This window comes from Gluconacetobacter sacchari (genome assembly GCF_014174255.1).
Taxonomy (GTDB): Bacteria; Pseudomonadota; Alphaproteobacteria; order Acetobacterales; family Acetobacteraceae; genus Gluconacetobacter; species Gluconacetobacter sacchari.
The window spans coordinates 1-26,535 of record NZ_JABEQJ010000023.1; the positions used below are offsets into that span (position 1 = coordinate 1).

The 26,535-nt window shown below is 64.7% G+C and carries 22 protein-coding genes and 3 pseudogenes; 19 read left to right on the forward strand and 6 right to left on the reverse strand.

Going from position 1 to position 26,535, the window contains the following annotated elements; genetic code table 11:
- From HLH48_RS15815 to HLH48_RS15825, 3 genes and pseudogenes are all read left to right on the forward strand, one after another.
- On the forward strand, positions 1–140 hold a 140-nt coding region (locus tag HLH48_RS15815; protein ID WP_182998458.1), incomplete at its 5' end, for a transposase.
- A 138-nt stretch (positions 141–278) separates the two neighbouring features.
- A protein-coding gene (locus HLH48_RS15820; protein ID WP_182998459.1) for an IS630 family transposase occupies positions 279–1,213 on the forward strand; the annotation gives its coding sequence in 2 pieces (ribosomal slippage) (positions 279–618 and positions 618–1,213; 936 coding nt in all).
- A pseudogene (locus HLH48_RS15825) lies at positions 1,156–1,452 on the forward strand (ATP-binding protein); the annotation flags it as partial. The gene HLH48_RS15820 and the pseudogene HLH48_RS15825, both read left to right, overlap by 58 nt.
- 120 nt (positions 1,453–1,572) lie before the next feature.
- On the opposite strand, the gene HLH48_RS15830 reads toward HLH48_RS15825, so the two are convergent.
- Positions 1,573–3,495 (reverse strand): FAD-dependent oxidoreductase, encoded by a 1,923-nt coding sequence (locus HLH48_RS15830; RefSeq protein ID WP_343065430.1) that lies wholly within the window; start codon positions 3,493–3,495, stop codon positions 1,573–1,575.
- Between the two features lie 113 nt (positions 3,496–3,608).
- On the reverse strand, positions 3,609–4,469 hold the full coding sequence (locus HLH48_RS15835; RefSeq protein WP_182998460.1) for an IclR family transcriptional regulator: 861 nt from the start codon (positions 4,467–4,469) through the stop codon (positions 3,609–3,611).
- A 525-nt stretch (positions 4,470–4,994) separates the two neighbouring features.
- Here HLH48_RS15835 and HLH48_RS15840 point away from each other — a divergent pair.
- The gene (locus tag HLH48_RS15840) at positions 4,995–6,389 is read left to right on the forward strand and encodes a carbohydrate porin (RefSeq protein WP_182998461.1); all 1,395 of its coding nucleotides are present in this window, start codon (positions 4,995–4,997) and stop codon (positions 6,387–6,389) included.
- Positions 6,390–6,391: 2 nt separating this feature from the next.
- Here the strand turns inward: HLH48_RS15840 and HLH48_RS15845 are convergent, their stop codons facing one another.
- Positions 6,392–7,192, reverse strand: coding sequence for an IclR family transcriptional regulator domain-containing protein (locus HLH48_RS15845; RefSeq protein WP_182998462.1), 801 nt, complete (start codon positions 7,190–7,192; stop codon positions 6,392–6,394).
- Between the two features lie 48 nt (positions 7,193–7,240).
- Entirely contained in the window at positions 7,241–8,134 is an 894-nt protein-coding gene (locus HLH48_RS15850) for an AraC family transcriptional regulator (RefSeq protein WP_182998463.1), read from the reverse strand.
- A 141-nt stretch (positions 8,135–8,275) separates the two neighbouring features.
- Here HLH48_RS15850 and pcaH point away from each other — a divergent pair, with 141 nt between their 5' ends.
- The 12 genes from pcaH (at position 8,276) to HLH48_RS15910 (ending at position 20,398) form a co-directional block, all read left to right on the forward strand.
- Positions 8,276–8,980: a protocatechuate 3,4-dioxygenase subunit beta gene (pcaH, locus tag HLH48_RS15855; protein WP_182998464.1), complete on the forward strand. Its 705-nt coding sequence runs from the start codon at positions 8,276–8,278 to the stop codon at positions 8,978–8,980.
- Between the two features lie 5 nt (positions 8,981–8,985).
- Positions 8,986–9,576: a protocatechuate 3,4-dioxygenase subunit alpha gene (pcaG, locus tag HLH48_RS15860; RefSeq protein ID WP_182998514.1), complete on the forward strand. Its 591-nt coding sequence runs from the start codon at positions 8,986–8,988 to the stop codon at positions 9,574–9,576.
- The gene (gene pcaB / locus HLH48_RS15865; RefSeq protein ID WP_220795155.1) at positions 9,569–10,975 is read left to right on the forward strand and encodes a 3-carboxy-cis,cis-muconate cycloisomerase; all 1,407 of its coding nucleotides are present in this window, start codon (positions 9,569–9,571) and stop codon (positions 10,973–10,975) included. Before pcaG ends, pcaB begins: the two co-directional genes overlap by 8 nt.
- 3 nt (positions 10,976–10,978) lie before the next feature.
- On the forward strand, positions 10,979–12,148 hold the full coding sequence (pcaDC, locus tag HLH48_RS15870; protein WP_182998465.1) for a bifunctional 3-oxoadipate enol-lactonase/4-carboxymuconolactone decarboxylase PcaDC: 1,170 nt from the start codon (positions 10,979–10,981) through the stop codon (positions 12,146–12,148).
- Between the two features lie 222 nt (positions 12,149–12,370).
- A complete protein-coding gene (locus HLH48_RS15875; RefSeq protein WP_182998466.1) occupies positions 12,371–12,583 on the forward strand; it encodes a hypothetical protein in 213 nt (70 codons plus the stop codon).
- A 149-nt stretch (positions 12,584–12,732) separates the two neighbouring features.
- The gene (locus HLH48_RS15880) at positions 12,733–13,434 is read left to right on the forward strand and encodes a 3-oxoacid CoA-transferase subunit A (protein ID WP_182998467.1); all 702 of its coding nucleotides are present in this window, start codon (positions 12,733–12,735) and stop codon (positions 13,432–13,434) included.
- A complete protein-coding gene (locus HLH48_RS15885) occupies positions 13,431–14,099 on the forward strand; it encodes a 3-oxoacid CoA-transferase subunit B (RefSeq protein ID WP_182998468.1) in 669 nt (222 codons plus the stop codon). Before HLH48_RS15880 ends, HLH48_RS15885 begins: the two co-directional genes overlap by 4 nt.
- Positions 14,092–15,297 (forward strand): 3-oxoadipyl-CoA thiolase, encoded by a 1,206-nt coding sequence (gene pcaF, locus HLH48_RS15890; protein ID WP_182998469.1) that lies wholly within the window; start codon positions 14,092–14,094, stop codon positions 15,295–15,297. The genes HLH48_RS15885 and pcaF overlap by 8 nt, the downstream gene beginning before the upstream one ends.
- A gap of 113 nt (positions 15,298–15,410) precedes the next feature.
- Positions 15,411–16,799, forward strand: a complete 1,389-nt coding sequence (locus HLH48_RS15895) for an MFS transporter (RefSeq protein ID WP_182998470.1) — start codon at positions 15,411–15,413, stop codon at positions 16,797–16,799.
- Complete coding sequence (locus HLH48_RS15900; RefSeq protein ID WP_182998471.1) at positions 16,799–17,629, forward strand: shikimate dehydrogenase; 831 nt, start codon at positions 16,799–16,801, stop codon at positions 17,627–17,629. The genes HLH48_RS15895 and HLH48_RS15900 overlap by 1 nt, the downstream gene beginning before the upstream one ends.
- On the forward strand, positions 17,629–18,483 hold the full coding sequence (locus HLH48_RS15905; RefSeq protein ID WP_182998472.1) for a sugar phosphate isomerase/epimerase family protein: 855 nt from the start codon (positions 17,629–17,631) through the stop codon (positions 18,481–18,483). Before HLH48_RS15900 ends, HLH48_RS15905 begins: the two co-directional genes overlap by 1 nt.
- Before the next feature lie 25 nt (positions 18,484–18,508).
- Positions 18,509–20,398: a bifunctional sugar phosphate isomerase/epimerase/4-hydroxyphenylpyruvate dioxygenase family protein gene (locus HLH48_RS15910; protein WP_182998473.1), complete on the forward strand. Its 1,890-nt coding sequence runs from the start codon at positions 18,509–18,511 to the stop codon at positions 20,396–20,398.
- Between the two features lie 154 nt (positions 20,399–20,552).
- Here HLH48_RS15910 and HLH48_RS15915 read toward each other — a convergent pair.
- Positions 20,553–20,756, reverse strand: a pseudogene (locus tag HLH48_RS15915) (transposase); the annotation flags it as partial.
- Between the two features lie 52 nt (positions 20,757–20,808).
- Here HLH48_RS15915 and HLH48_RS15920 point away from each other — a divergent pair.
- The 3 genes and pseudogenes from HLH48_RS15920 to HLH48_RS15930 all read left to right on the forward strand — a co-directional run.
- Positions 20,809–21,030, forward strand: a pseudogene (locus HLH48_RS15920) (type II toxin-antitoxin system RelE family toxin); the annotation flags it as partial.
- Positions 21,027–21,395, forward strand: a complete 369-nt coding sequence (locus HLH48_RS15925) for a helix-turn-helix domain-containing protein (protein ID WP_182998474.1) — start codon at positions 21,027–21,029, stop codon at positions 21,393–21,395. The pseudogene HLH48_RS15920 and the gene HLH48_RS15925, both read left to right, overlap by 4 nt.
- 360 nt (positions 21,396–21,755) lie before the next feature.
- Positions 21,756–23,228, forward strand: coding sequence for a carbohydrate porin (locus HLH48_RS15930; protein WP_182998475.1), 1,473 nt, complete (start codon positions 21,756–21,758; stop codon positions 23,226–23,228).
- A 371-nt stretch (positions 23,229–23,599) separates the two neighbouring features.
- Here HLH48_RS15930 and HLH48_RS15935 read toward each other — a convergent pair whose 3' ends face one another.
- The gene (locus tag HLH48_RS15935; RefSeq protein ID WP_182998476.1) at positions 23,600–26,437 is read right to left on the reverse strand and encodes an ATP-binding protein; all 2,838 of its coding nucleotides are present in this window, start codon (positions 26,435–26,437) and stop codon (positions 23,600–23,602) included.
- Positions 26,438–26,535 lie beyond the last annotated feature (98 nt).

The following is a 26,535-nucleotide window of genomic DNA, read 5'->3' on the forward strand; positions in this document are numbered from 1 at the left end:
AACCGGTCTTTGGAATTATCAAAAGTGTCATGGGTTTCAGGAGATTCAGCCTGCGTGGCCTTGCAAAAGTCACAACTGAATGGACACTCGTCGCACTCGCATACAACTGCAGAAGAATGGCGCGGCTTCAGGCAGCATAAGCCCGCTCAGCCGCGGCGTTATCAGCCCCCAAATGCCCAATCCGACAGGCTGCTAGAGCAAATCCACTGAATTATGAATCGCATGGGGTGACGCGGGGCGTGGATTGTGATTCACCATTTTCATGGATGGAGATGGTGATGGCGCGAGCATTGAGTGACGATCTTCGGGCGCGGGTTCTGGAAGCCGGAGCAGCGGGTGGATCGGCCCGTTCAGTGGCGAAGCGGTTTGGGGTCGGGATTTCGACGGCGATCCGATGGCTTCGGCGTGAGCGCGAGAACGGCGAGCGGACAGCGCGCCGCCAAGGCAAGCCGCGCGGTTCGCGGCTGGACGGGCATGAAGCCTTTATCGTCGGCATGATCGAAGCGCAGAAAGATATCACGCTCAACGAGATGGTGGCCCATCTGAAGGGTGAACTGTCCGTCGGGATCGGCCGCAGCATGCTCAGCCGATGGCTGCGGCAGCGTGAGTGGACATTCAAAAAAAGACCGCCCATGCATTGGAGCAGGAACGCGAAGATGTCCTGAAATGCCGGCAGGACTGGTTCGACGGCCAGCCTGACCTTGATCCGCACCGCCTGGTCTTCATTGATGAAACCAGTCTCTCCACGAAGATGGCCCGCCTGCGTGGTCGCGCTTTATGCGGAGAACGCTGTCGGGCCGGCGTTCCTCATGGTCATTGGAAAACCACGACTTTCACCGCCGGCCTGCGCCTCACGGGCATGACCGCACCCTTCGTGCATGATGGCGCCATGAACGGCGAGATTTTTCAAGCCTATGTCGAACAGGTTCTCGTGCCGACGCTGAGCCCGGGCGATATCGTCGTGCTGGACAATCTGCCCGCCCACAAGGTGCCGGGAGCACGAAAGGCCATCGAACAAGCGGGGGCACAGATGATGTTCCTCCCTCCCTACAGTCCGGATTTCAACCCGATCGAAATGGCATTCGCCAAGCTCAAGGCCCTTTTACGCGCCAAGGCAGCAAGAACCGTCACAGCCTTATGGGACGCCGCTGGTTTAGCCGGGCCGGTAGGGCCGGCCGTATGGCCAAGCATCTCGGACGCCTGGACTTCGTGATCCTCGATGAACTCGGTTACCTCCCGTTTGCCCAATCCGGCGGCCAACTTCTGTTCCATATGATCAGTCGCCTTTACGAACAGACCTCGGTGATCGTGACAACCAACCTCTCCTTTGGAGAGTGGGCCAGCGTGTTCGCCGACGCCAAGATGACCACGGCTCTGCTCGACCGTCTGACCCATCATTGCGACATCGTCGAGACCGGCAACGAAAGCTGGCGGTTCAAGAACCGCTCCTGACCTGCCCTCGACAAGAACGGACGATCGAGACCGGGCTTCTCCCTTGCGCCTACGGCTCCAGGGAGAAGCCCGGCCTCAATTCCAAGGGGTCATTTTTAGATGCCGATTGGGGGGCAAATTTCAATGCCGATTGACATCCAGCAGCTTGCTCGCGTCAAAGCCCGCGATGTAGCCGTAAATCATGGCCGGCCCCAAATTGATGCCGCCCGACGGATAGAATCCTCCCATCACGCTGGCCTGGTCCGAACCTGCGACCCACAGGCCCGGGATCGGCTGTCCGTCATTGTCCAGCGCCCGCGCCCGTTGATCCGCACGGATGCCGGCGAAGGTGCCGAAACTGCCGGGTAGGACGCGCAAGGCCAGATAGGGACCCTTTTCGATCGGCGCGACACAAGGGTTCGGTGTCTGCCGGGCATCGCCGCCCGAGCGGTTGAAGGCAGTGGAGCCGCGGCCGAACGCGGGGTCCTCGCCGTGGCGTGCGTCCTTGTTGTAGGCGCGCACCGTCTCTTCCATCCCTTCGGGGGAAATGCCGCATCTGGCCGCCAGTTCGCGCAGCGTGGTGCCTTCGACAATATATCCCGAGCGGATGAAAGGACGCAGCGGGAATGGCGCTGGCCGTGAATAGCCCAGACCCCAGCGGCGCTGGAAGGCGCGCGTGCAGATCAGCCACGATACCGGCGCCTCGCCCGGTTCCAGCGTTCGAAACAGGGCGGTGACGTAATCGTAATAGCCGTCGGCCTCGTTTACGAAGCGCCGGCCGTTGGCGCGTACCGCGATGATCCCCGGCTTTGCCCGCTCGATGATATGCGGATAATGCCCCGTCGTGCCATCGGGGAACGGTACTAACGAGACCGGGCACCATGCCGCTGGCGATGCCACGGACAGGTCGATGGCCGCCCCGACCGATTCCGCCAGCGACAGCCCGTCGCCCGTGGTGCCGGGGGCGGCGACCGTCCAATGTTCCCGCCCGGTCGGTGTATGCGGGAACAGCGCCTTGCGGCGGGCTACATCATGCGGAAACCCGCCGGTCGCCAGCACCACGCCGGCACGGGCCCTGACGGTCAGATTGCCCTGTGCCCTTTCCAGTACCGCGCCCGCGACTCGTCCCTGTTCCACGACCAGTTCCCGCGCCGGGCTGGCGGGCAGTAAGCGCACCCCGGCCTTGCTGGCCGACAGCATCAGGCGAGCGATCAGCGCGTTGCCGTTGACCAGATGCGTCCCCCGCCCATAGCGCAGCAGATCCAGCGTATGGCGGCCGAGGCGTGACAGCGCATGCAGGCAGGCCCTGGGCGAGCGGGTGGCATTGAGGAACGCACGCAGGTCCGGTCCGGCCTGGATGCCCATGCCGTTCAGCGTCGTCTCGCGCATCGGGCGCCGCAGGAGCGGCCACAGGTCGCCCAGCTTCCGCCCGTCGAACGGCGCCGCGACGATAGAGCGCGCGCCGGTGCCGGCGCCAGGCGTGCGCCCATGGATGTCGCAGATCCAGGTGCCCGACTGGAAGGTGACGTCCGTCTCGCGGTCCAGGAAATCGATCATCTCCGGCCCGGCTTTCAGCATCGCGCGGACTCGGCTTGCGTCGAAGCGGTCGCGGAGTTCATGGCGCAGATAGGTCTCGGGGCCGTCCAGCCCCTCCTCGTTGCCGTCGCGGCGCGCGTATTGCGTGCAGGGTACCCACATCCACCCGCCGGACCACGCCGTCGTGCCGCCCAGCACCGGCTCCTTTTCTGCGACGACGACCTTCAGGCCGCGATGCGCCGCGGTGACTGCGGCACACAGTCCGGCCGCCCCGGACCCGATGACGAGGAGATCGCACTGTTCGACGCGTGCTTCGGCAACAGACATGGGTATGACTTTCAATTGGCTTCCGGGGGGGCGCCAGCATGCTTGGCGCGGATAGGACATCTCGCCCGATTGCAGGTCCGCGATCGCGGCTGGCAGGGCCTGTGGGATGCCCTTGCTCGACGCCTCGTCGCCGATGCTGTCGAGGCTTCGACGTTTCACAAACAGCGCCGTAATCATGCCGCCGGCTCTGGCGCCGATCACCTACAGATCGGTCGTGGTGATGGCGGGCGCGATCGCGGATGGGGTGACTCGGGCATGATTCGACCTCTTATTGTCACGGTTTTCGGCAGGGGAATGGTGGGGCGTGTGCGCGTTCAGACAGCGCCGCTCTGCGGAGGGCGTGCGACCTCCTTCGGCACGATCTGCATGTCTCCGAGTTCGCGCGCGGTTTCGCGCAGTATCGCGCCGAGTTCCATTGCGCGGGATTCGGGGATGCGCATCGTGGGTCCGGCGATGCTCAGCGTGCCCAGCAACTCGTTGGTGGAGCGGGCGCGGATGACGCAGGCCAGTGCCGTCATCCAGGGAGTGAAGGTCGCGATGGTCAGGCTGAACCCCCGTTTGCGCGTCAGGCGCAGCATGGCCAGCAGTTGCTTGTCGTCCTGCGGCACGTTGGGGCCGTAGCCCTCCTCCACGCTGCCATAGCCCTGTTCCTGCGCCAGCTTGATCGCAACGCCGTCGGGCATGGCGGCCAGCCAGGCGATGCCGGTGGCGGTGGAGGACAGATGTGCAACCTGGCCCATCTCCGGGTCGTATTTCAGCCCGCTGCGGCTGCCCTGCGCCCTGGCGATCCAGTTCAGCTTCTGCCCGTCGGGCACCGCAAGGCGCACCAACTCGCCGCTCTCCGCCGCCAGCCGGTCGAGCAGCGGCTGGGCCAGGTCGGTGATCCCGCAGGAGGCCAGGAAGGTGAAGGCGATCGAAACCGGCTTCATCGTCAGCCGGTACCGCCCGCCCGAGCCGCCTTCCTGCTGGACATAGCCCAGGACCTGAAGCTCGGAGGCCAGGCGATGGGCGGCGCTGAGCGGAATCCCGAGGTCGGAACTGATCGAGGAGATCGGCAGGCCCTCCGCATGGCGCGAGAGCAGTTCGATGATTGCGAGCGTGCGTTCCATGACCCCCGAAGGCGTCGCTTTCGCCTCCTTGCCGACGGCGGAGGCGGTGGTGGGTTTGCGGCTCATCTGTCTGTTCCAGGCCCATGGGTTGACGATCTGTTGACTTTAATAATGGAAAATGTTTCCGGTAACAATGAATCAGGTCGCACAATGTTTCCATTTTCGATGCCCCCAGGGGGCATGAAGGTGGCGATGCGATCCAACGACAAGAACGTCGATAGAAGCGTCATGATGAAAAACCATGGAATAAAAAAGGGACCTCTCTTTTCGGACGATGGTGGGCGGCGTTGCCGCCTGCGCCGGTTTCCCTAGCCGGGTCCACGCATGGATCCGGTCAGGCAGGATTGTTCCGTCTTGTAGAAATGGTTTCTTCCGATGTCATTTCCCCGCTTGTCACGGGCGGCGCTGTTCGGCGTTGTCCTCTGTTGTCTTGGATTCCAGGCCCATGACGTGGCGGCCGCCGCAGACAGGGTCCCGCAGGCCACGGACACGGCCGCTCTGGGGCATATCCGGGCCGTTCCTCGTCACCCGCGTGGCAGGAAGGCGCCGCATCCACCCATTCGGGCAGCGCGTTCGTCGCAGCCCGTGCAGGTGGCGGCAGCCACCGACTCGGCCAGGGCCAGCCCCCCGTGGAACGCAAAGGCGCTGGCGTTGGATAACGCCGCCACCACGACGCAGGAGCGGATCAATACCGGCGTCAACGCCTCGGCGCTGGGGTCCTCCTGGACCGAAGTCCGCGTGGTGCCCAAGAACGATCGTCTGCTCGGCTCGCTCGGCGGCTGGCGGGAACGGCTGTCGAGGGCCGGTTTCAATTTCACCCTGACCTATATGTCGGAATCGCTGGGCGACGTGGCGGGCGGTCGCCGGACGGGCTTCGATTATTCGCACCAGGTGGTCATGGGCACCGATTTCGACCTGGAGAAACTGATCGGCCTCAAGGGCCTGTCCTTTCACATGCTCGGCGTCCAGCGGGCCGGGCGCAGCGTCGCGACCGATTACCTGGAAAAGACCGGGCTGATCCAGCCGCAGCAGGATTACGGCGTGGGTGGCAACGTGCTGTACAAGCTGGTCTATATGTATTTCGAGGAGGCCCTGTTCGACCGCAAGCTGGTAATCGATGTCGGGCGCATGCCGGCGAACCTGAAATACGGCACGTCATATTTCGGATGCTATGCCGTGAGCAACGTGATCTGCGCCCATCCGACGGCCCTGTCCGTCGGGTCGAAATGGCGTTCCTGGCCGTTCTCGCAATGGGGTGTGACGGCGCGCCTGAATCCCGGCCAAGACCTGTATGCCCAGGCCGGATTCTTCGAGGCCTCGGCGACCGAGGGCGGCCGGGCCGGCTTCAATTTCTCGTTCCAGGCGCTGGGCTATGTCGTGCCGGTCGAACTGGGCTGGGAGCCCGCGCTGGGGCATGACAAATTGACCGGGCATTACAAGATCGGCGGCTATATCGATACGTCCGACCACCCCGATCCGTTCACCTCCGTCGACGGCACCCCGATCCTGATTTCGCACCTGCCGGCGCGGGTCGAACACCAGCGCGGCGCGTGGTATGTCGGAGCCGACCAGATGGTGACGCGCTTCGGGCCGGCGAAGGACCAGGGATTGATCCTGTTCGGGCTTGCCGGCTGGGATCAGGGTGCTTCATTGCAGGGGCAGAGCCAGTATACGGTCGGCATTATCGGGCAGGGCATGTTCCCCAGCCGGGTCACCGACGCGATTTCCCTGTTCTGGACATGGCAGAACGTGAACAAGAAGATCACCCGCTACCAGGAATTGCAGCAGGATCTGGGCTATGCGACCCTGAAGAACGGCGTGACACTGCCGCAATCCAATTTCCAGGTGCTGGAACTGACCTACACGGCCTTCATCACGCGCGGACTGAAATTGCTGCCGGACCTGCAATATATCGTCCACCCGGACGCGACCCGCACCTACCCCAACGCCCTGGTGGCCGGATTCCGCCTGCTGGCGCAGTTCTAGCATCAGGCGCGGGTCTGCCCTTTCAGGGCATGGCCCAGCGCGGTGGCGGCGTCGACCACCGCCGGGATCACCAGCTTGCGCAGATCCCGCATCGAGGTACGTGCGGCCTGTGTGCTGACATTCAGCGCGGCGACTACGGTGCCGTCCGGCCCGCGTACCGGGGCGGCGACCGATCGCAGGCCGGTCTCCAGTTCCTGGTCCTGCACGCAATAGCCGTCGCGTCGGATCTGCGCGAACAGCCGGCCCAGCGCCGCCAGGTCGGTTGTGGTCCTGGGCGTGCGGGCGTCCAGCACCGGCGGCATGTGGCCCCGGCGTTCCGTGTCGGGCAGAGCGGCCAGCAGCACCCGCCCCATCGAGGTACACCAGGCCGGCAGGCGCGCCCCGACTGTGAGATCCACGGCCAGGATGCGGCGGGTTTCGGTGCGCGCGATATACAGGATGTCCCGGCCGTCCAGGATCGCCAGCGACGCGCTTTCGTTCAGCGTCTCGCTCAACTGGTTCAGGATCGGCTGGGCCAGGCGCGGCAGTGGCAGGTCCTTCATCCGCGCCGAAAGGTCGAGAACACGCGGCGTGACCTGGAACAACCGCCCGTACTGGACCAGGTAACCCGTGGTCACCAGCGTCAGCAGCGCGCGGCGCACGGCGGCACGCGGCAGGTCGACCTGCCGCGCCACGTCGGCCAGCGTCAGCCCCTCGGGCGCCTGGGCGCACACCCGCAGTACATCCAGCCCGCGGGCCAGCGCGGTGACGAAATCCCGGCTTTCGGCGGGTTCGTCCGCGATGCCGACCGATCCTGTGTTCATCTTCGTTTTCTGCCCGAGAAGGCAAGGCCGGGCAAGAGAGCGCACCGCCTAGCTCGTCTGCCGTTCCTCGCGGAAGGCGCGGATCGTGATCCCTTCCCGGACCCGGAACCAGCGCGAGAAATAGGCATGGTCGCTGAAACCGAGCCGCTCGGCGATCTGGGCGGCGCTGAGACCGGAAAACAGTAGCAGGCGCCGCGCCTCGGCCGCGATCCGGCCCTGGATGATCTCTTTCGGCGCTTCCTGTCCCGTGCGGGCGCAGGCCCGCCGCAAGGTGCGTTCGGTGGTGCCCAGAGCGTCCAGATAGGCCGCCAGCATCGGGCGCGCGGTGAAATCGCGTTCCACCAGCGCCCGGAACGCCGCCACCAGCGCCGCGTCGCGGCGGCCGGGCAGCGGGGCATCGGCCGTGCGCAGGAGGCGGCAGGCCGTCGCCAGGACGATCCGGGCCATCGCGTCGCGAACCGTCTCCGACAGGCCGTCCTCGACGCCATGCTGATGGTCGGCCAGCGTGAAGATGCGGTCGAATTCCACGATGTCGGCCGGTACGGCGCGGGGGGCCGCCAGCAAGGCGGCGGCCTCGGGATTCTGCTCCCGCAGGGCCAGCAGGTGGCCGTGGCCGATCGTCACCACACGGCCGTGCGTGGGCGGGTGGTAGGCCAGTGAATGGACCGACCGCGCCGGTATCCAGACGAATCCCGGCGCCGCGAAATCCTGCGTGGCGCCGTCGAGTTCGATGAGACCGCCCCCTGACGACAGCACAAAAAGCTGGGCGAGTGCCGCATGGCTGTGCCGGCGTACGCGCCAGTTGGCGGGACGCGAACGGCGCTCCAGCGGTTCGATGTCCAGGAAATGCCGCAGGCCGGTATGGCCGATCCGGTCGTGGATCAGGAACGGGTCCTGATCCCCCTTTTTCTTTTCAGCGTTTTTCCCGTCCGATCCGCTCATGGATCGCATTATCGTGAACTGTCCGGAAACTGCAAGTTCGGACGGCTTTATGCATCGACCGCGATCGCTATGCGCCCCATTGTGTGCCTGTCGGCCGAACCACGCATCGGTCGTTCGGGAGCAGAAGAAGGAAGAAGAATCATGGACGTGCTCCAATATTCGCCACAGATCCTGTCGGAGCCGCCGTCGCTCTTCCCGGGTTACGCGAGCACGGTCGCGCGCTCGCCCCGCCAGCCGCTGGTGCGGATTCCGCAGACCCTTACCGAGGTAACCGGCCCGGTGGATTTCGGCACCAGCCTGCTGCGCCCGCCGGCCCATGACATGACGCGCCAGGGCAAGGGCGAGCCGCTGGGCGAGCGCATCATCGTCTCGGGCCGGATTCTCGACGATCGCGGCCGCCCGGTCCCCAATACGGTGGTCGAGGTCTGGCAATGCAACGCCGCCGGCCGCTATATCCACAAGAAAGACCAGCACGACGCCCCGCTGGACCCGAACTTCACCGGCCAGGGACGGGTCGTGACCGACGAGCAGGGCCGCTATCGCTTCGTCACCATCAAGCCGGGGGCCTATCCCTGGCGCAACCATTACAATGCCTGGCGCCCCGCCCATATCCATTTCTCGCTGTTCGGGGCCGGGTTCGCGACGCGGCTGATCACGCAGATGTATTTCCCCGGCGACCCGCTGATCGATATCGATCCGATCGCCGGCGCGGTGCCGGTCGAGGCGCGCGGGCGCATGGTTTCGCGCTTCGATATCGAGACGACGGAAAATGAATGGGCACTCGGCTATGTCTTCGACATTGTGCTGAGGGGCCGCGACGCGACGCCGATGGAGAATCCGCTGTGAACGACATGACTGCTCCCGCCCCCCTGGCGCTGACCCCGTGGCAGACGGTCGGCCCATTCTTCCATTACGCCCTGCCGTGGGAGGGGGGGGGAATCCTGGCGCATGACGGCGCGCGGGGTGAGCGCATCGTGGTGCGCGGCCGCGTGGTGGATGCCGACGGCGCCCCGATCCCCGATGCGCTGGTCGAAATCTGGCAGGCCAATGCCGCTGGTCGCTACGCCCATCCCGACGACCAGCGCGACGGCCTCCCGGTCGATCCCGCCTTCATCGGCTTCGGTCGCTGCCCGACGGACGAAGAGGGGATGTTCACCTTTCACACCGTGCGTCCAGGCGTGGTGCCGGGGCCGGGCAACATGGCCCAGGCGCCGCATATCGCCGTCGGCCTGCTGGGGCGTGGGCTGCTGCGGCGTCTGGTGACGCGGCTTTATTTCCCGGAATCTGACGCCAACGCCACCGATCCGATTTTGGCCCTGGTCGATCCCGCCCGGGTCGAGACGCTGATCGCCGTTCGTGATGGCGCGGTTGACGGTGTGCCGGCCTACCGGTTCGATATCCGCATCCAGGGCGAGAACGAGACCGTGTTTTTCGATGTCTGACGAAGCGATGCGTGGGGATGGAGCGATGGTGGGGGGCGGGGCGGAGCCAGAGGGCGACAGGCTGCTGGACGGCATGTTCGCCACGCCTGCTGTCCTGGTCGCGCTGGACGATGGCGCGCGGCTGCGGACTATGCTGGCATTCGAAGTTGCGCTGGCGGCGGCGCAGGCCGATCTCGGCATCGTGCCCCGTGACGCCGCCGACATGATCGCCGCATGCGCCAGCCCCAAAGCCTTCGACATCGCCGCCATCGCGCAGGCCGCCGGCCGGGCAGGCAATATCGCCATCCCCTTCGTCGCCGCCTTCACCGCCATCGTGGCGCGGCGGGATGGCGCGGCCGCGCGTTACGTCCATTGGGGCGCCACCAGCCAGGATGTGATCGACACGGCGACCGTGCTGCAACTGCGCGCGGCGGTTTCCGCGTTGCGGATCGACCTGCTGCGGCTGGAAACCGCGCTGGCCCGGATCGTGGCTGATCACGCCGCGACCGTGCTGCCGGGCCGGACCTGGTTGCAGCATGCCGTGCCCACTACGCTGGGGCTCAAGGCCGCCGGCTGGCTGACGGCGGTTGCGGCTGCGCGAAGGGCGGTGGATGACGCCGCCGCGCGCGCCGCCAGCCTGCAATTCGGTGGCGCCGCCGGGACGCTCGCCTCGCTGACCGGCCAGGGGCTGGATGTCGCGCGCCGGGTGGCCGCGCGCCTGGACCTACGCCTGCCACCGCTGCCGTGGCATACGCTGCGCGGCGAACTGGCCGCGTGCGGGGGCGCGCTGGGCGTGCTCTGCGGCGCGCTGGGCAAGCTGGCCCGCGACCTTTCGTTGATGATGCAGACCGAAATCGTCGAATTGCTGCCGCCGGGCGGCAAGGGGCAGGGCGGATCTTCCACCATGCCGCATAAGCGCAATCCAGTCGGCTGCGCCATTGCGCTCTCGGTTGCCACCCAGGCCCCCGGCCTGGTCGCGACCCTGCTTTCCGCCATGGTACAGGAGCACGAACGCGGCCTGGGTGGCTGGCACGCCGAATGGCAGACCCTGCCCGCCCTGCTGCGCCTCGCCGCCGCCTCCGCCGCGCGAATGGCCGAAACGGTTGAGGGGACGGAAATCCGCCCCGGGGCGATGCGGGCCGACCTGGGCCGCACGCATGGATTGATGATGGCCGAGGCCGTGAGCATGGACCTGGCGCGCTCGATCGGCAAGGAAGACGCCCACCATGTGCTCGAAGAGGCCAGCCGCACCGCCCTGGCCGAAGGCCGGCCGCTGGAACAGGTCCTGAAGCAGGACCGCCGCGTCACCGTCGCCCTGTCGGCCGACGAGATCGGGCGGCTGATGGACCCGGCGCATTATCTTGGAAACGCAAGGGATTTCTGCGAACGGGCCCTTCAGGCCTGGCGCGGAGGAGAGTGATCGATGTTCGTGACACTTTCGGATCTGAACGTGAATGTCCGGCTGGACGGCCCGCCCGGTGCGCCGGCGCTGCTGCTGCTGCACTCGCTCGGCACCTCGTCCGACATCTGGGACGGGCTGGTCGGTGCCCTGTCCGGTGGCTTCAGGATCATCCGCCCCGATATGCGCGGGCACGGGCTGACCGGCGTGACGCCGGGTCCCTACACGATCGAGGGCCTGGCCGCCGACGCCTGCGCAGTGTTGGACGCGCTGGGGGTCGAGGCCGCGCATGTCGCCGGCGTGTCGATCGGCGGGCTGATCGCGCAGGCGATGGCGCTGCATGCTCCCGCCCGCGTCCGCTCGCTGGTCCTGATCGACACCGCGCCGGTCTTCCCGACCGAGGCCTCGTGGCGTGAACGCGCGGCATTGGTCCGCGCGGCCGGTCTGGCCGGCATGGCCGATGCGGTCATGGGCCGCTGGATCACTCCCGCCGGCCTCGACACCCCCGCCGCGCGCGGCCTGCGCCAGATCTTCCTGCGTACCGACCCCGAGGGCTATGCCGCCGCCTGCGAGGCGCTTGCCGCCTGCGATCTCAGCGCCCGCATCGGCACCATTGCCGTGCCCACGCTGGTCGTGGTCGGGGAAGATGACCCTTCCACCCCCGTTGCCACCGCACGGGCACTGGCGGACAGCGTGCCGTCGTCGCGACTGGTGATCTTGCCCCAGGCCTCGCACATCCCGACCGTCGAACAGCCCGACGCCGTCGCCGCCGCGCTGCTCGACGCTTTCTCTCCCGCCACGCGGGACGACGTTCCCCCCGATCTCTATGCGGCCGGAATGGCGGTCAGGCGCGCCGTCCTCGGCACGGCCCATGTCGATCGGTCCACTACCCGCATCACCGATTTCGACCGTTATTTCCAGACTTTCATCACCCGCACCGCCTGGGGTCAGGTCTGGTCCCGCCCGCAGTTCGATCGCCGCACGCGCTCCATCGTCACGCTGGCCCTGCTGGCCGGCCTGGGTTGCGAGGAGGAATTCGCGCTGCATATCCGCGCCTCGCGCAATACTGGCTGTTCGGACGAGGATATCGCCGAACTGCTGTTGCACGTCGCCGTGTATGCCGGCATCCCGAAAGCCAACGGTGCGGTGCGGTGCGCGAAGGAGATCCTCGCCGAGATGGCGGCCCAGGTATAGGGTTGCGTCTCCGTTCTTTTTTGAAAGAAAGAACGCCTTGTCTTGCGCCATCGGCAGCATGACGGTCGACCGCATGTCCGGTAACAACCAGTCCGGCCCGCCCTTCGGCAGCTACGTGCCCGCATCGACCGGCTCCGCCGCAGGCTGTTCCGCGCGTCAGGCCCTATAAATTCGCCATCGCCGAACTGTTGTGCCACGGCCTCAGCCGGCGGGCCGGCATTCTTGCACGCGCAGCGCGATGCGGGCGCCGAACCGGCGGGTGTATCGGCCCTGCTGGTCGGCGACGTCGTCGCCCGGACCGCCGTCACGCATCTGGTCGCCGCCGCGCGGGAAAGAGGCTGCCGCACCGCTGCCGGCACGCAGATGTATGACGTTGTTCAAAGACTGACGTTGGATTTTTTGCTATCCCGCAATGATTCTCGAGATATCACATGATCGGGAGAAGCCGCATCGGCGCTTGCCCTCGGGGGTCGGTTTGGTCTGAATAATGTTCGCTATACGCCCTAGTGTGCGTATAGCGAACAAAACGGGCAACGCGACCGCAGGCCGCGAGCCGCCCGGGAAAGAGCGCGGGAAACAGGGCGATGATCAACAAGGAAGTCCGCGACATCGCGGACGCACTTTCCGGCATCGAGGACGGACAGGTGGTGATGGTCGGGGGGTTCGGCTCCGTGGGCCAGCCCGATGCCCTGATCGAAGGGCTGATCGAACGGGGCGCACGTGACCTCACCATCGTCGCCAACAATGCCGGGGCAGGCCGCATAGGGCTGGCGAAGCTGATGGAAGCGGGGCGAGTGCGGAAGATCATCTGCTCCTTCCCCCGCTCCGCCGGGTCGGTAGTGTTCGAGGAACTGTTCCGCGCGGGCAAGCTGGAACTGGAAATCGTGCCGCAGGGCACGCTGGCCGAGCGGATTCGCGCGGCCGGTGCCGGGATCCCCGGCTTTTATACCGCGACGACGGTGGGCACCCTTTTGGCTCGCGGGAAGGAAAGCCGGGTCTTCGACGGCCGGACCTATGTGCTGGAACAGGCGCTTCATGCCGATGTCGCGCTGGTCGAAGCCTGGCGGACGGACCGAATGGGCAATTGCATCTATCGCGAAAGCGGCCGCAATTTCAACGCCGTGATGGCGATGGCCGCGCGCACGACGGTGGTGCAGAGCTGCGGCATGGTCGCGGCCGGTGTGCTGGACTCTGAAGCGATCGTCACACCCGGCATCTTCGTCGACCGTATCGTCGTCGTGCCTGAGACCGCGAACGCCCGGATCGCAGAAGCGGGAGCCGCATGATCATGATCGCCTACAAATCCCTGTCCCGCAAGGACCTCGCCGCGCGGATCGCGCGCGACATCCCCGAAGGATGGTACGTCAATCTCGGCATTGGCATCCCGACCCTGGTGGCCGACGCGATCCCCGCCGGGCGCGAGGTCATCCTGCATAGTGAGAACGGCATTCTGGGCTTCGGCCCGGCACCGGCGCCGGATGCGATCGATCCGTGGCTGATCAATGCCGGCAAGCAGCATGTCACGCTCAATCCGGGCGGCAGCTTCTTCCATCATGCCGACAGTTTCGCGATAATCCGCGGTGGCCATCTCGACCTGTGCGTGCTGGGTGCGTTCGAGGTCGCGGCGAATGGTGACCTGGCCAATTGGGCGACCTCGGCCCAGGACAGCGCGCCGGCGGTCGGCGGCGCGATGGATTTGGCGGTAGGCACGCCCCGCGTCTGGGTGGCTACCGAACACACGACGCGCGACGGCGCGCCGAAGCTGGTGGAACGCTGCGCCTATCCGTTGACGGCGCCGGGGGTGGTCAACCGCGTCTATACGAATCTCGCGGTCATCGACGTGCGGGATGGGCATTTCGTGGTGACGGAAATGGTCGCGGGCCTGACTCGTGATGCCCTCCAGGCCCAGACCGGGGTCGAACTGATGTTCGAGGTGCCGGAATATGCGTGACGCCTATATCTGTGATTTCACGCGCAGCCCGATCGGGCGCTACGCCGGGGCGTTGCGCGATGTCCGCGCCGACGACCTGGCGGCCCATCCGCTGCGCGTCCTGCGCGAACGCAACGCGAAGGTCGATTGGGACGCGCTGGACGATTGCATCTTGGGGTGCGCCAACCAGGCGGGCGAAGACAATCGCAATGTCGCGCGCATGGCCGTGCTGCTGGCAGGTTTTCCGGTCGGCACGCCGGGCACGACCATCAACAGGCTGTGCGGCTCGGGCCTCGACGCCGTCGGTCAGGCCGCCCGCGCGATCCGAGCGGGCGAGGCCGACCTGATGCTTGCGGGCGGGGTCGAGAGCATGTCGCGCGCGCCCTTCGTGATGGCCAAGGCGACCGAGGCTTTTTCGCGCGAGGCCGCGATCCATGACACCACCATTGGATGGCGTTTCGTCAATCCGGCGCTGCGAGACGCCTGGGGCTGCGATTCCATGCCCGAGACCGGCGAGAATGTCGCCGCTCGCTACGCGATCTCGCGCGCGGATCAGGATGCGTTCGCCCTGGCCTCGCAGCACAAGGTTGAGCGTGCGCGCCGGGCCGGCTATTTCGCACGTGAGATCACGCCACTGGTCGTGCGCACCCGCCGAGCGGAGGTCACGGTCAGCGAGGACGAGCATCCGCGTCCCGAAACCACTGCGGAAGGGCTGGCAAAGCTGAAAACCCCATTCCGGAAGGAGGGCGGCACCGTCACAGCCGGCAATGCCTCCGGCGTCAATGACGGCGCGGCCTGCCTGCTGCTGGCCAGTGAGGACGGGGCCAGGCGCCACGGCCTGACGCCCAGGGCGCGGGTGGTGGCGATGGCGATGGCGGGGGTAGAACCGGCGGTCATGGGCATCGGCCCCGTTCCAGCGGTGCGGCGCGTGCTGGAAAAGACCGGATTTTCTCTGGATGATATCGATCTGGTCGAACTGAATGAGGCCTTCGCCAGCCAGTCGCTGGCCGTGCTGCGCGCGCTGGGGCTGCCGGACGATTGCGAGCGGGTCAATCCGCACGGCGGCGCCATCGCGCTGGGCCATCCGCTGGGCATGTCGGGCGCGCGCCTGTCGCTGACGGCGGTCAACGGTTTGGAACAGCGTGGAGGCCGGCGCGCGCTGGTGACCATGTGCATCGGCGTCGGGCAGGGTATCGCGGCGATCATCGAGCGTATATAGGCTCGCGGAAAGGGACTCGTACCGATCGATTCCCACGTAGGCCGTTTGCTCCAACAATAACAAGAAAACGAAGAGCCGGCAGTCGTCGACCGGGATCTTCAATGGAGTCCGCAATGTCTGGTTCTATTCTGTACGAGGCAAAGCCGGCCACGCCGCTGCCACATCACGACGCAAGCGGCGGCTCGTCCTTGTCCACCGCAGACGTGGCCGCGCCGGCTGGCTGGACGATCATGCGCGCCATCATCATCGCGCTATGCTTCGGCGTGAACATGGTCGATGGCGTCGATGTGTTGATGCTGTCCTATGTCGCGCCGACGCTTTCGAAAAGCCTTGGCCTGAGTGCCGAGCAACTCGGGCTGGTATTCAGCTCCGGCCTGGCCGGCATGGCGTTCGGCGGATTGGTGATTGCCCCGTTCTCGGACAAGACCGGGCGGCGGCCGCTGATTATCTTTTCGGTCGCATTGATGTCGGTCTGCATGCTCGCCAGCGGCTATGCCACATCGTTGACCGAACTCATGGTCCTGCGCCTGGGCGTGGGGGCGGGCATCGGCGCCGCCCTGGCCGGAATCTCGACGCTCGCCGCCGAATACGCGCCGCCGAAACATCATGATTTCGCGGTAGCCATGCTACAAGGCGGCTATCCCATCGCCGCGACGATCACTGGCTTCATCGTGGCACCGCTGATCCATGTCCGGAGCTGGAACGTTCTATTGATCGGGGCCGGTCTGTTTTCGGCCTCCGCGTTGCTGCCGTTGATCTTCTTCTTGCCGGAGTCGATGGCGTTCCTCGTGCAGCGCCAGCCGCGCGATGCGCTGCGTCGCATCCAAGCGATCGAACGCCGGTTACGCTTGTCCCAAACGACGGAACTGCCCGCCGTCGCCTCCGTCGAGCGTGCGAACGCGGGGGTGGGCGGCTTGTTCCGCGAGGGTCGGTCGCTCCGGACCATCCTGTTATGGACCTCGATCGTCTGCGGATTCATGACGCTCTATTTCATCATCAGCTGGATTCCCAAGCTGGCGGTCGAGGCCGGGCTGGAAATCTCGGACAGCATCTATGCTGGCGCGCTGTATAATATCGGCGCCTTTGTCGGTTGTGCGACCATCGGCATCGTCGCCATGCGGCTGACCCTGCATCGCACGATCATGCTCTATCTGCTGATCGCGGCGGTGGCGCTCAGCATCTTCGGCTCGGTCACGATGTCGGTCTGGCAGGTGCTGGGCGTGGCATTCGTGATCGGCATTTTCCTCCAGGGCGGGTTCAACGGTCATTATCCGCTCGCTGCCGGCCTCTATCCGGTCAAGGTCCGGGCCACCGGGATGGGTTGGGCGATGGGCGTGGGCCGCATCGGTGCCGTGATCGGCCCGTATATGGGCGGCATGCTGCTTCAGCACCATGTCCGCCTGTCCATCATCTTTCAGATCTATGCGATACCGCTCCTGGTTTGCGCCGGCTGCGTCTTCGCCATGTCGGTGATCCAGCGTTCCATCAACAGGGGGGTGTGATGAACTGGCTTTGTGGCCTCATCGGCGAAGGCATCGCCAAATCGCGCAGTCCGGCCATGCACGAGCGCGAGGCTCGCAATCTCGGACTGCCGCTGGTCTACCGGCTGGTCGATACCGACAATTGGCAGAGCGATTCCCGCGGGCTGGCCGACATCCTCCGCTGGATGGAGCGTTTCCATTTCAACGGGACCAACGTCACCCATCCATACAAACAGGCGGTCATCCCGCTGCTGGACGAACTGTCCGATGCCGCCCTGGCGATCGGTGCGGTCAATACCGTCGTCTTCCAGGGCGGCCGGCGCATCGGGCATAATACCGATTGGTCGGGCTATGCCGCCAATTTCCGCCGTACACTGCCCGACGTGTCGCTGAACCGGGTCGGGCAGGTGGGCGCGGGTGGTGCGGCGGCGGCGGTCGCCTATGCGCTGCTGTCCATGGGTGCGGCGCGACTCGATATCTTCGATGTCGCCAGCCGGCGCGCCGCGGATCTGGCGGAACGGCTGGGCAGCCTGTTCCCCGAAGCCCGCGTGTCGGCCGCAAGCTGTGTCGAGGACGTGATCTCGGGTGCTGACGGCATCGTGCAGACCTCGCCAATCGGCATGGACTCGCATCCCGGATCGCCCTTCTCATCGGATCTTCTTGATGCAAGCCAGTGGTTTTCGGAAGTAATCTATTTCCCGTGCGAGACGCCGCTCCTGGCCGCAGCCCGGGCGAAGGGCTGCCGCACCGTCAGCGGCGTTGGCATGGCGGTATTTCAAGCGGCCGATGCCTTCGCGCTCTTTACCGGCGTGGCGCCCGACCGTGACCGCATGTTGAGCGAGTTTGATTGATGAATCGTGATCTTGTCCTGGCCCATCTGACGGTGATAACGCTGTCGCCGCCTGAAATGGTCCGCGTGGCGGCCAGGACTGGCTACCAAGCTGTGGGGCTGCGTCTGATCCGCGTCACGCCGCACAGCCCCGGCTATCCGCTGATGGACGACCCATCGCTGATGCGCGAGACGCGATCCGCGCTGCGGGACACTGGGACGCGGGTGCATGACATCGAATTCGTGAAGCTGGAGCCGGAACTGGAGGTCGTCGATCTGGAACGGTTCTGCGCAGCCGGGGCCGAACTGGGCGCCGCGCGTATCATCGCGGCCCCCTATGACCCCGACCTTGATCGTATGGCCGACCGCTATGCCGCCCTGTGCGCGCTGGCGGGTCGATACGGCCTAGGTGTGGTGCTGGAATTCTTTCCTTGGACCGTAGTGCCGAGCCTGGCCGATGCCTTGGCGATCCGCCGCCGTGCGGGCGCGCCGGCCAATGGCGGGATACTGGTCGACGCCCTGCATTTCTATCGTTCGGGCAGCCGCCTGTCCGATCTGGACGGGCTGGATGCGGGCGTACTGCCGTTCATGCATCTCTGCGATGGGCCGGCCCATGGGGCGGAGGATTTGCCGTGCCGCCTGCTGGAAGCGCGGGCGGAACGCCTGCCTCCCGGAGACGGCGCGCTGGCGCTGGGTGCGTTGATTGCGAGAATGCCGCCTGGCATTCCCATAAGCCTTGAGGTACCCATGGAGCGCATGATGGCCGAACGCGGTGCCGAAGTGGTTGCCCGGCGTGTGCGCGAGGCCGCGGTCCGCCTGCTGGTCGGCCTGGGGGTCCAGACCACGCGGGCGTCTTCGCCCGCGTTCGGACGGTGACAATGCAGTGAAGAGGACCCGGACCATGCTGGATTCGATCGCGACCGTCTCGCTGGGCGGGACATTGCGCGAAAAGCTGGAGGCGATTGCCGAGGCCGGTTTCGAGGCCGCGGAGATCTTCGAGAACGATTTCGTCGCCTCGGATCTATCGGCGGTGGATTTGCGCCTGCTGATGGCCGACCTGGGTCTGCGCAACGTCGTCTACCAGCCCTTTCGCGATTTCGAGGGGTTGGCGGGCGCGGAGCGGGTTCGCGCCTTCGACCGGGCGCAGCGGAAATTCGACCTGATGCAGGCGATGGGTACCGACCTGCTGCTGGTCTGTTCCAGCACGCTGGAGGACGCCAGCGGCGAACATGGGCGGATCGTCGCCGATTTCCGGGAATTGGGAGAACGCGCGGCGGACCGTGGATTGCGTGTCGCCTATGAGGCACTGGCCTGGGGGCGCCACGTCAACGACCATCGCGTGGTCGCGGATATCGTGCGCCAGGTCGCGTTGCCCTCGGTCGGCATCGTACTGGACAGCTTTCATTCCCTGTCGCGGAACATCCCCGTCTCGTCGCTGGAGGAACTCGATCCGCGATCTATCTTTCTGGTGCAGATGGCCGATGCGCCGGTCATGGACATGGACCTTCTGCAATGGAGCCGGCATTTCCGGTGCATGCCCCTGCAAGGCGGCCTTCCGGTGGCGGAATGGGTCGCCGCCCTGATGCGGATCGGCTATCAAGGCCCGCTCTCGCTCGAAATTTTCAATGACCGGTTCCGTACCGGCTTTTCCAAGACCATCGCCGTCGATGGCCGGCGGTCGCTGATCGCCCTGCGCGACGACGCCGCCCGCTTGGCCGGCGCTCCCCCGATATTGCCCCCGCGCTCCGCCGCTGCCCTGGAATTTGTGGAATTCTCCGCCGTCCAGGATGACGAGGGCGCCCTGGCCGGAATGTTGCAGGCAATCGGTCTGCGGAAAGTGGGGCGCCACCGGCAGCGCGCCGTCGAACTGTGGCAGGGGGCGGGGAACACCCATGTGGTGATCAATCGCGAGAGCCAGTCCATGGCCGGGAGTTTCGGCCTGATGCACGGGCAGGGTATTTGCGCCGTCGGCGTACGGGTGCCGAACCGTGCCGATGCCGCCCTGCGGGGAAAAGCGCTCGGCATGTCCATTCTCGAAGACCTTGCCGATGATCTTTCGCGACAGGCCATTCCTGCCGTCCGCGGTGTCGGGGGCAGTCTCGTCTATCTGCTGGATGATGAGGCGCTGGATGGATTGTGGCAGCGTGAATTTGATCTTGAGGCTGTGGACCCGTCTCCGGTTACGGAGCCGATTCTTGGCTTCGATCATCTGGCGTCGATCGTCCGATATGACGAATTTCTGTCCTGGCTTTTATACTGGACAACATTGTTCGACCTGCGTGCCTGCCAGGAGATCGATTTGATCGACCCAGGTGGTGTCGTGCAAAGCCAGGCCTTGGAGAATCACGATGGTTCCCTGCGCCTGACGCTGAACGGCGCATTGGGCGCGCGTACGCTCGCCTCGCGGTTCGAGCGTAATTTCCTCGGTTCCGGCTATCAGCACCTGGCTTTGCGAACGAACGACATTTTCGCCAGTGCTGGCCAGATGAAGCGGGCGGGACTGCCCACGCTGAGCATCGGGCGAAATTATTATGACGATTTACAGGCGCGCTTCGGCCTGGATGATGCATTTGTTGCTCGTCTTGCCGCATACAACATTCTTTATGACCGCGACGCGGCGGGGGGCGAGTTCTTCCAGATTTTCTCACGCGCTATCGACCGCGTGTTTTTTTTCGAGATTGTACAGAGGAAAAATTCTTATAATGGGTATGGAGCGGCTAATACCCAGGTACGCCTTACCGCTCAACGGCGCGCTGGGGACGCATCCAATACCGACTGGCTGCCAGGCTGAGAAGAGGGAAAGGATGACTTTTGCTCTGCGTCTGGAGCGGAGCGGGAGGCATTATGGCCTCGCGCTCTGGCAGGCTGTCGGGTTGGGCTCTGCTTCGATGATGGATGACGGAGGCGACGGCGTTCATGCGGGCGTCAGTCGCGTGATCCTGCGGTGCCAGCAGGAGCACATGCACGAACGCCGCCTCGATCGCCGTGCCGTTGCCGCGCCGGAACGTCGCGATCGTGTCATGGTCAGGATGCAGGTTCGTCGCGACAAAGCGCATGCCGATGGCACGATACGTCGCCCGTTCGATCCGATGCGATGAGAAGACGCCGTTCGTATAGGCGTAAATCAGCAGCGCCAGCATCAGGTGTGGAAGTTCGTACTTAATCTGACGGACGGCTTCTGTTGAAGCCCAAGCCGCGCTCCGCGACCTCAAGGGCCTGCCCAAGGCCGATGCCAAGCGGATCATGGAGGCGCTTCGTCTGGTCGTCGATCGCCACCCCCAACGCCAGTCCTTCGTGACCGAGATGCAGGGGGCGCCGGGTTACTGGCGGCTGTGGAAAGGTGACTGGCGCGCCATCTATCGCCAGACCGAGACAAGCATTGAGGTCGTCCGGGTCGGCAAGAGAGGGGAGATTTACGAATGAACCATATTGCACCCATCTCCGAGACTCCGGAGACGATTACCCTCAACCGGTCGGATTGGGAGGCCATCCTTGATCGTCTGGAAGACAGGAGCGACCTGGATGCTATTCGCCGCTCCGAACAGACCAATGCGCATGCCCATGCCTATACGGACGCCGAGACGCAGCGCATGGTGTTGGATGACGTGTCGGCGTTTATCATCTGGCGCGAACGCGCGGGCCTGACGCAAAAAGCCCTGGCGGCCGCATCTGGCGTGTCGCAGAGCTACGTCGATGAAATCGAGGCCGGGAAGAAGCGAGGCAGTACGTCGGCGCTCGCGAAGATCGCGAAGACGCTGGGCGTCAGCATCGAACGGCTATTGGACTGAGGAACCGCGGGAGTCGACCTGCTGCCGGAGATGCCGCTGCATCATGCGGTCCCAGTTTGCTCATTGGCTCTGACTGCTACGGTGGTTATGTTGATGATCTCCTGCACCGCGACCTCAATCGGTAACCCGCGTTCAAGATCATGGCGCGGCGCGTCTTCTGTCGCACGCCTCGCGTTCCGTAAGAACGTGGTGCTGTCGTGCCGATATATGACGCGGGTCTTGGCCAGGTGCATGCCGAGCCCGGACGGACAAAACGGGATAACTTTCTTGTGTTTATACGGCAATGTGGGGACAGTCATGCTGAAACCTGATAGGTTGCGTGCTCTTTCCTCCTGATTCAGTGGTCAGTTTCCCTCCTCAATGCAGTTTCTTTCCGTCCGGCGCATCGACCGGTCCTTTCTCCGCGGGCTGGCGGTCTGCGTGCTCGGAGCCCTTCCGCTGCGTTGCATCCCCGCTGCACACGCGCAGGTGCTCGATAACGATATCGGCTCGGCCCCCAGCATCCGCGTCAGCACACCGCTGCCGGCGGCGGCGCCGCTGACGACATCGGTGCCGCCCTTTTCCCAGCCCGAGGCGTTGTTTCCCAACCCGTTCGGGCTGACGAAATATCTGCGCGATCGCGGTGTCAATTTCCTGTTCGACAACACCAACGAATTCGCGGGCGCGCTGACGCAGCCGACCCCCGGATTCCGGAATTATCGCCAGGGTGCCAGCAATGCGGGGCAATACGCCAACGAACTGGACATCAACTGGGAGAAGTTGGCGGGTCTGACCGGCTTTGCTACCCATGTCATCACGGTGGGACGGTACGGCACCACCGCCAACCGCATGTTCGGCGACTGGCTGGATCACGCGTCGGAAGATTACGGCGGTGGCGGCAACGTCGCTGTGCATCTGGTGTTGGCCTATGGCGAGGAGACTCTGCTCGGCGGCCGCGTCGCCATTGCGGCGGGGCGCATTCCGCTGGCATCGGATTTCGCGGCCAGCCCGCTGTTCTGCAATTTCATGAACGGCAGCATGTGCGGCCGCCCCAAGGGCATTACGGATTCGAACTACATGCCGGGCTATCCGGCTTCGACCTGGGGGTTTCGCGTCCGGGGGCGGCCCACCCGCTCCACCTATATCCAGACCGGCGTCTATCCGATGGAAAACGGCATCTATGCCGTCGCCCAGCACCGTACTGGGTTCAAGTTCAACGGGGCCAACATCCTGGGCTACACCATCCCCGTCGAAACGGGATGGGAACCCGTGTTCGCGCACGGCACGCTGCCAGGACATTACAAGGTCGGGGCGGCGGCGCTGGACGAGCCGATGCCCGACAACCTGTTCGACAGCGATGGCCGGCCCTACGCACTGAGTGGCCGTGCGCCGCGCATGCATAGCGCGGGGTGGGAAAGCTGGGTGATGTTCGACCAGCGGATCCATCACCCGAAAGGTGGCGGCAAGGATGCCGGAATCACGATTCTGACCGGCATTACCTACAACGACCCGCATACGTCACTGCGGAACTATGTGGGCTATCTTGCTTTCCTGGACCGGGGTTTCTGGCCCTCGCGCCCCTTCGATACGATCGGCGCCGCGTTTACCTATACCAAAATCGACCGTGGGGTGTCGTTGACCGACGGGTACCTGATGGACGTGGGAAAGTCCCTGCCGAACCATGCGACCGGCATCCAGGGCCATGCCGAGGTACTGGAAGTGAACTACGCTATCCATGTCTGTCGTGGCGTGGTGTTCCAGCCGGTGTTCGAATATTACTTCAACCCCAACGCGCAGTCCAACCTGCGAAACGCGACCCTGCTCGGCTTCAAGAGCCATATCGAAATTCTGTGACTGAGTGTGCCGGTCCATGAGTACGGTCGAGTGCGGGCCGCCTCTGGATGACGTGGCCCGGGTAACGGGAACAGCTTCGGCAAAATCCGGACGCGGGGGCTGCGCCTTACCGGCGGCAAGACGGTTTTGCTTGGTTGAAGCGCCGATCGTGTAGCGAACCTGGTTCTGTTGCGGAATGGCGGGCCACGACCGATAGTGATGATCACTACGTTTACGCTATAGCCCTACCATAGGTTCATCGACGTCCCGATACATTGCAAGCTGCCACGCCGCCCACTCTGTGGGCTTCCCATATACAGCAAAGCAGGATGGAAACATGAATAGTGCTGGATTCCATCTTGGTGAGTGATCAGGCCGGATAAAGGCCGAAATTAGCTTAGTGTCACCAAGAGGCTTGCCGCAGCCTTCAGATCAACCGTATCCAACCCCTCCGTGAAGCTCTCGAACGGTGGATCAAGAATCTCTCGGGCATGCCTGCGCTCATTGCGAGCAGCTAGAAGGCCCGCGAGGTCGATAGCGGTGCGTAACTCCCATGCGCGAGCGCCCTGATGACGGCTATGTTCTAGCGACCGCGCAAAGTATGTTTCTGCCTCATCGGTGTCAGGCCGTGACGTTGCGAGAGCAAGGTTGGCCTTCACGCGCAGCAATTCCGGCATGTAGCAGAGATCGCCATTCGCTTCGACCGATTGGATCGTCTCGTCGATTAGTGCGAGCGCTTCCGCGAAGCGACGCGTTGCCCCGAGGCCCTGAACGAGCGCGATGTTGAGCGGCGTCGTGAGCAGTTCATAGGGTGCAGTGTGAAGCTCGGTGAGACCGTGTTGCAAACTCCTGACCCCAGCGTCGGCGTCGCCTCGCCGGATGGCGAGTTCCCCCTGGAAGCCGCGCCCTACCGCGAGATAGGGGCCGAGAGAATGAAGGGTGGCACGCGCGAAAAGACGGTCGATATGCTCCTCAGCACGCGCGAGATCACCGACCCAGAGGAATACCGAAACAGCCCAAACAAGAGCGATGGAGAGCGTCAGAGGATGGTCCAGGGTCTCTGCATCCTCGATTGTCAGGAGGGCCCGCTCCACCGCCCGATCCGGGTGGCCTCTCAGCCAAAGTGTTCGGGCCAGGATCGCACCGGCTAGAAGCCGCCCGTCGAAGCCGAGATAGTCCGTCGTTGTCCGGTCGGCGCGCGGCCCGCATCGCAACGCCGCTTCGAGCGCTGTTTGCGCTCGGCCGAGTTCTCCGCTGAGGTGAAGCGAGATTCCCATCAACGAATGCGCCAAGGTGGTGGAGACCGAATCTCCAAGGATTCCGGCGAGGTCGGAACAGCGCTCTGCATAAGTCAGCGCTGTTTTGAACTCTCCAGTGCGCAGGTAGAACATCTGAAGCGGGCCGAGAACCTGGATCTGGTCAAGGGTATTGCCGTGCTCTTCGGCAAGGACGAAGCTTATGTTTAAGGCCTCGCGGGCGGCATCCCTTCCTCCGCGCGTGAACATCAGGGATACTCCGAGAGCCGCCTGAAGATGCATCTCCTCGCGCCCAGCACTTCCGGCGTCGTGGAGCGCCTCGATCGCTCGGGCTGTCCAACGATGACATTCGGTCAAAAGAGACATCGACAGAAGAACCGGAGCGGCGGCAACGGCGAGCCGAATACCGATTTTGGTGTTCCCCGTGGGTCCAAAGCACCATTCCAGAGCCGCCCGCACATTGGCGAGGCCGGCAAGGTGCTGCGAGCGTTGCGCTGCGCTCGACAAGGTCGGCCATTCGGCTCCCGTCTCCTCCAGCCATCGCAAGTAGTGGGCAGCATGACGCGCGGCTAAATCGGTGACCTCAGTGTCGTCGATGTCGATCTGGAGGGCGTAAGCGCGCGTCGTGTCGAGCAGCCGGTAGCGCATCGTCGCGCCGGTGGGCCTTGTTGCGACCATCGACTTGCCGACGAGGCTGTCGATGGCGCTGAACACAAGCGCCTTGTCAATGTCAGGGCCGGCCACGACCGCGAGCGCGGCCTCAACTGAAAAGTGGCCTACGAATACGGCGAGCCGGCGAAGCGCGAGACGCTCGAACTCAGAAAGAAGCCCGTAGCTCCAATCCAGTGTGGCCTGGAGGGTCTTCTGACGCAGGGGCGCCATGCGCTGGCCCGGCCAGAGCAAGGTCAGGCGCTCATCGAGAAGGGCTGCGGTTTCTTGCAACCCAAAGCTTGCGACTCGTCCGGCTGCCAGCTCGATCGCGAGCGGCACGCCATCGAGTTTTCGGCAGATGCCGGCCACGACCATCGCATTCGCCTCATCGAGGTCGAGACGGGCGCCGCTCGCCACGGCGCGTTCCATGAACAGTTGGGCTGCCGGGAACCCCTGCACGATCGCCGCGGTGATCGCCGGATCATCGGGCGGATATGCCAGTGGCGCGAGCCTGTAGACATGCTCGCCCTCGACATTGAGCGGCTCACGGCTCGTTGCCAGAATGTGGGCTTCAGGCGCTGCGGCGAAGATACGTGCAGCCAACTCTGCGGCCGCATCGATGACATGCTCGCAGGTGTCGAGAATCAGGAGAATTCGCCTGCTCGCCAGATATGCGAGTAGGCCCGAGACGGCATCGTCGGATTCGAGCGACAAACCGAGCATTGAGGCCACGGTCGTCGCAACAAGATTGGGATCACTCAGCGCACCGAGATCGACGAGATGCGCGGCGCCTGCGAACGTCTCAATCAGAGCATGCCCCACAGCCACCGCGACAGTAGTCTTGCCGACTCCGCCCACGCCTACAATCGTAACGAAGCGCGTTGCGGTAAGTTGCGCCGAGAGCGAGGCAGTATCATCGGTTCGCCCGACTATCCGGGTCAGACGGCTCGGCAAATTGGCGTGTGGATAGCCCGTCGCAACTTCGCTTTGCACATCTTCACGACCGCCAGATCGCCAAACCGGCGCCACGAAACAATAGCCGCGCCCCGCCAGGGTGGTGATGTAACGGGCGCCGTCCTTGCCATCGCCCATTGCCTTTCGCAGGTTGGCGATGTGAAACCGCAGGCTGCCTTCCTCGACCGTGACATCGGGCCATACGCGCGCCAGCAAATCTGCCTTCGTGACCACTTCATTCGGGCGCGTCGCCAAAGCAGTCAGGATGTCGAAAGCACGCGCGCCCAGGTCGACAGGCGCCCCTTGCCGTAGCAGGAGCCGCTCATCCACAATCAGCGTAAATGGGCCAAACGCGATTTCTTCGGTCATCCACATTTTCGGCATTGTCGAACATCATCCTTCAAGGTCGCGTGCGCCTTGGGCTACCGGCCAGCGTTGCAGGAATTTCGGGTCCAAGACTTGCTGCT

Coding starts and splice junctions, on each gene's coding strand:
- HLH48_RS15835 (WP_182998460.1), bottom strand. CDS start 4,469: ATGAGCCGCAAACCCACCACCGCCTCCGCCGTCGGCAAGGAGGCGAAA.
- HLH48_RS15845 (WP_182998462.1), bottom strand. CDS start 7,192: ATGAACACAGGATCGGTCGGCATCGCGGACGAACCCGCCGAAAGCCGG.
- HLH48_RS15850 (WP_182998463.1), bottom strand. CDS start 8,134: ATGAGCGGATCGGACGGGAAAAACGCTGAAAAGAAAAAGGGGGATCAG.
- pcaH (WP_182998464.1), top strand. CDS start 8,276: ATGGACGTGCTCCAATATTCGCCACAGATCCTGTCGGAGCCGCCGTCG.
- pcaG (WP_182998514.1), top strand. CDS start 8,986: ATGACTGCTCCCGCCCCCCTGGCGCTGACCCCGTGGCAGACGGTCGGC.
- pcaB (WP_220795155.1), top strand. CDS start 9,569: ATGTCTGACGAAGCGATGCGTGGGGATGGAGCGATGGTGGGGGGCGGG.
- pcaDC (WP_182998465.1), top strand. CDS start 10,979: ATGTTCGTGACACTTTCGGATCTGAACGTGAATGTCCGGCTGGACGGC.
- HLH48_RS15880 (WP_182998467.1), top strand. CDS start 12,733: ATGATCAACAAGGAAGTCCGCGACATCGCGGACGCACTTTCCGGCATC.
- HLH48_RS15885 (WP_182998468.1), top strand. CDS start 13,431: ATGATCATGATCGCCTACAAATCCCTGTCCCGCAAGGACCTCGCCGCG.
- pcaF (WP_182998469.1), top strand. CDS start 14,092: ATGCGTGACGCCTATATCTGTGATTTCACGCGCAGCCCGATCGGGCGC.
- HLH48_RS15895 (WP_182998470.1), top strand. CDS start 15,411: ATGTCTGGTTCTATTCTGTACGAGGCAAAGCCGGCCACGCCGCTGCCA.
- HLH48_RS15900 (WP_182998471.1), top strand. CDS start 16,799: ATGAACTGGCTTTGTGGCCTCATCGGCGAAGGCATCGCCAAATCGCGC.
- HLH48_RS15905 (WP_182998472.1), top strand. CDS start 17,629: ATGAATCGTGATCTTGTCCTGGCCCATCTGACGGTGATAACGCTGTCG.
- HLH48_RS15910 (WP_182998473.1), top strand. CDS start 18,509: ATGCTGGATTCGATCGCGACCGTCTCGCTGGGCGGGACATTGCGCGAA.
- HLH48_RS15925 (WP_182998474.1), top strand. CDS start 21,027: ATGAACCATATTGCACCCATCTCCGAGACTCCGGAGACGATTACCCTC.
- HLH48_RS15930 (WP_182998475.1), top strand. CDS start 21,756: ATGCAGTTTCTTTCCGTCCGGCGCATCGACCGGTCCTTTCTCCGCGGG.
- HLH48_RS15935 (WP_182998476.1), bottom strand. CDS start 26,437: ATGACCGAAGAAATCGCGTTTGGCCCATTTACGCTGATTGTGGATGAG.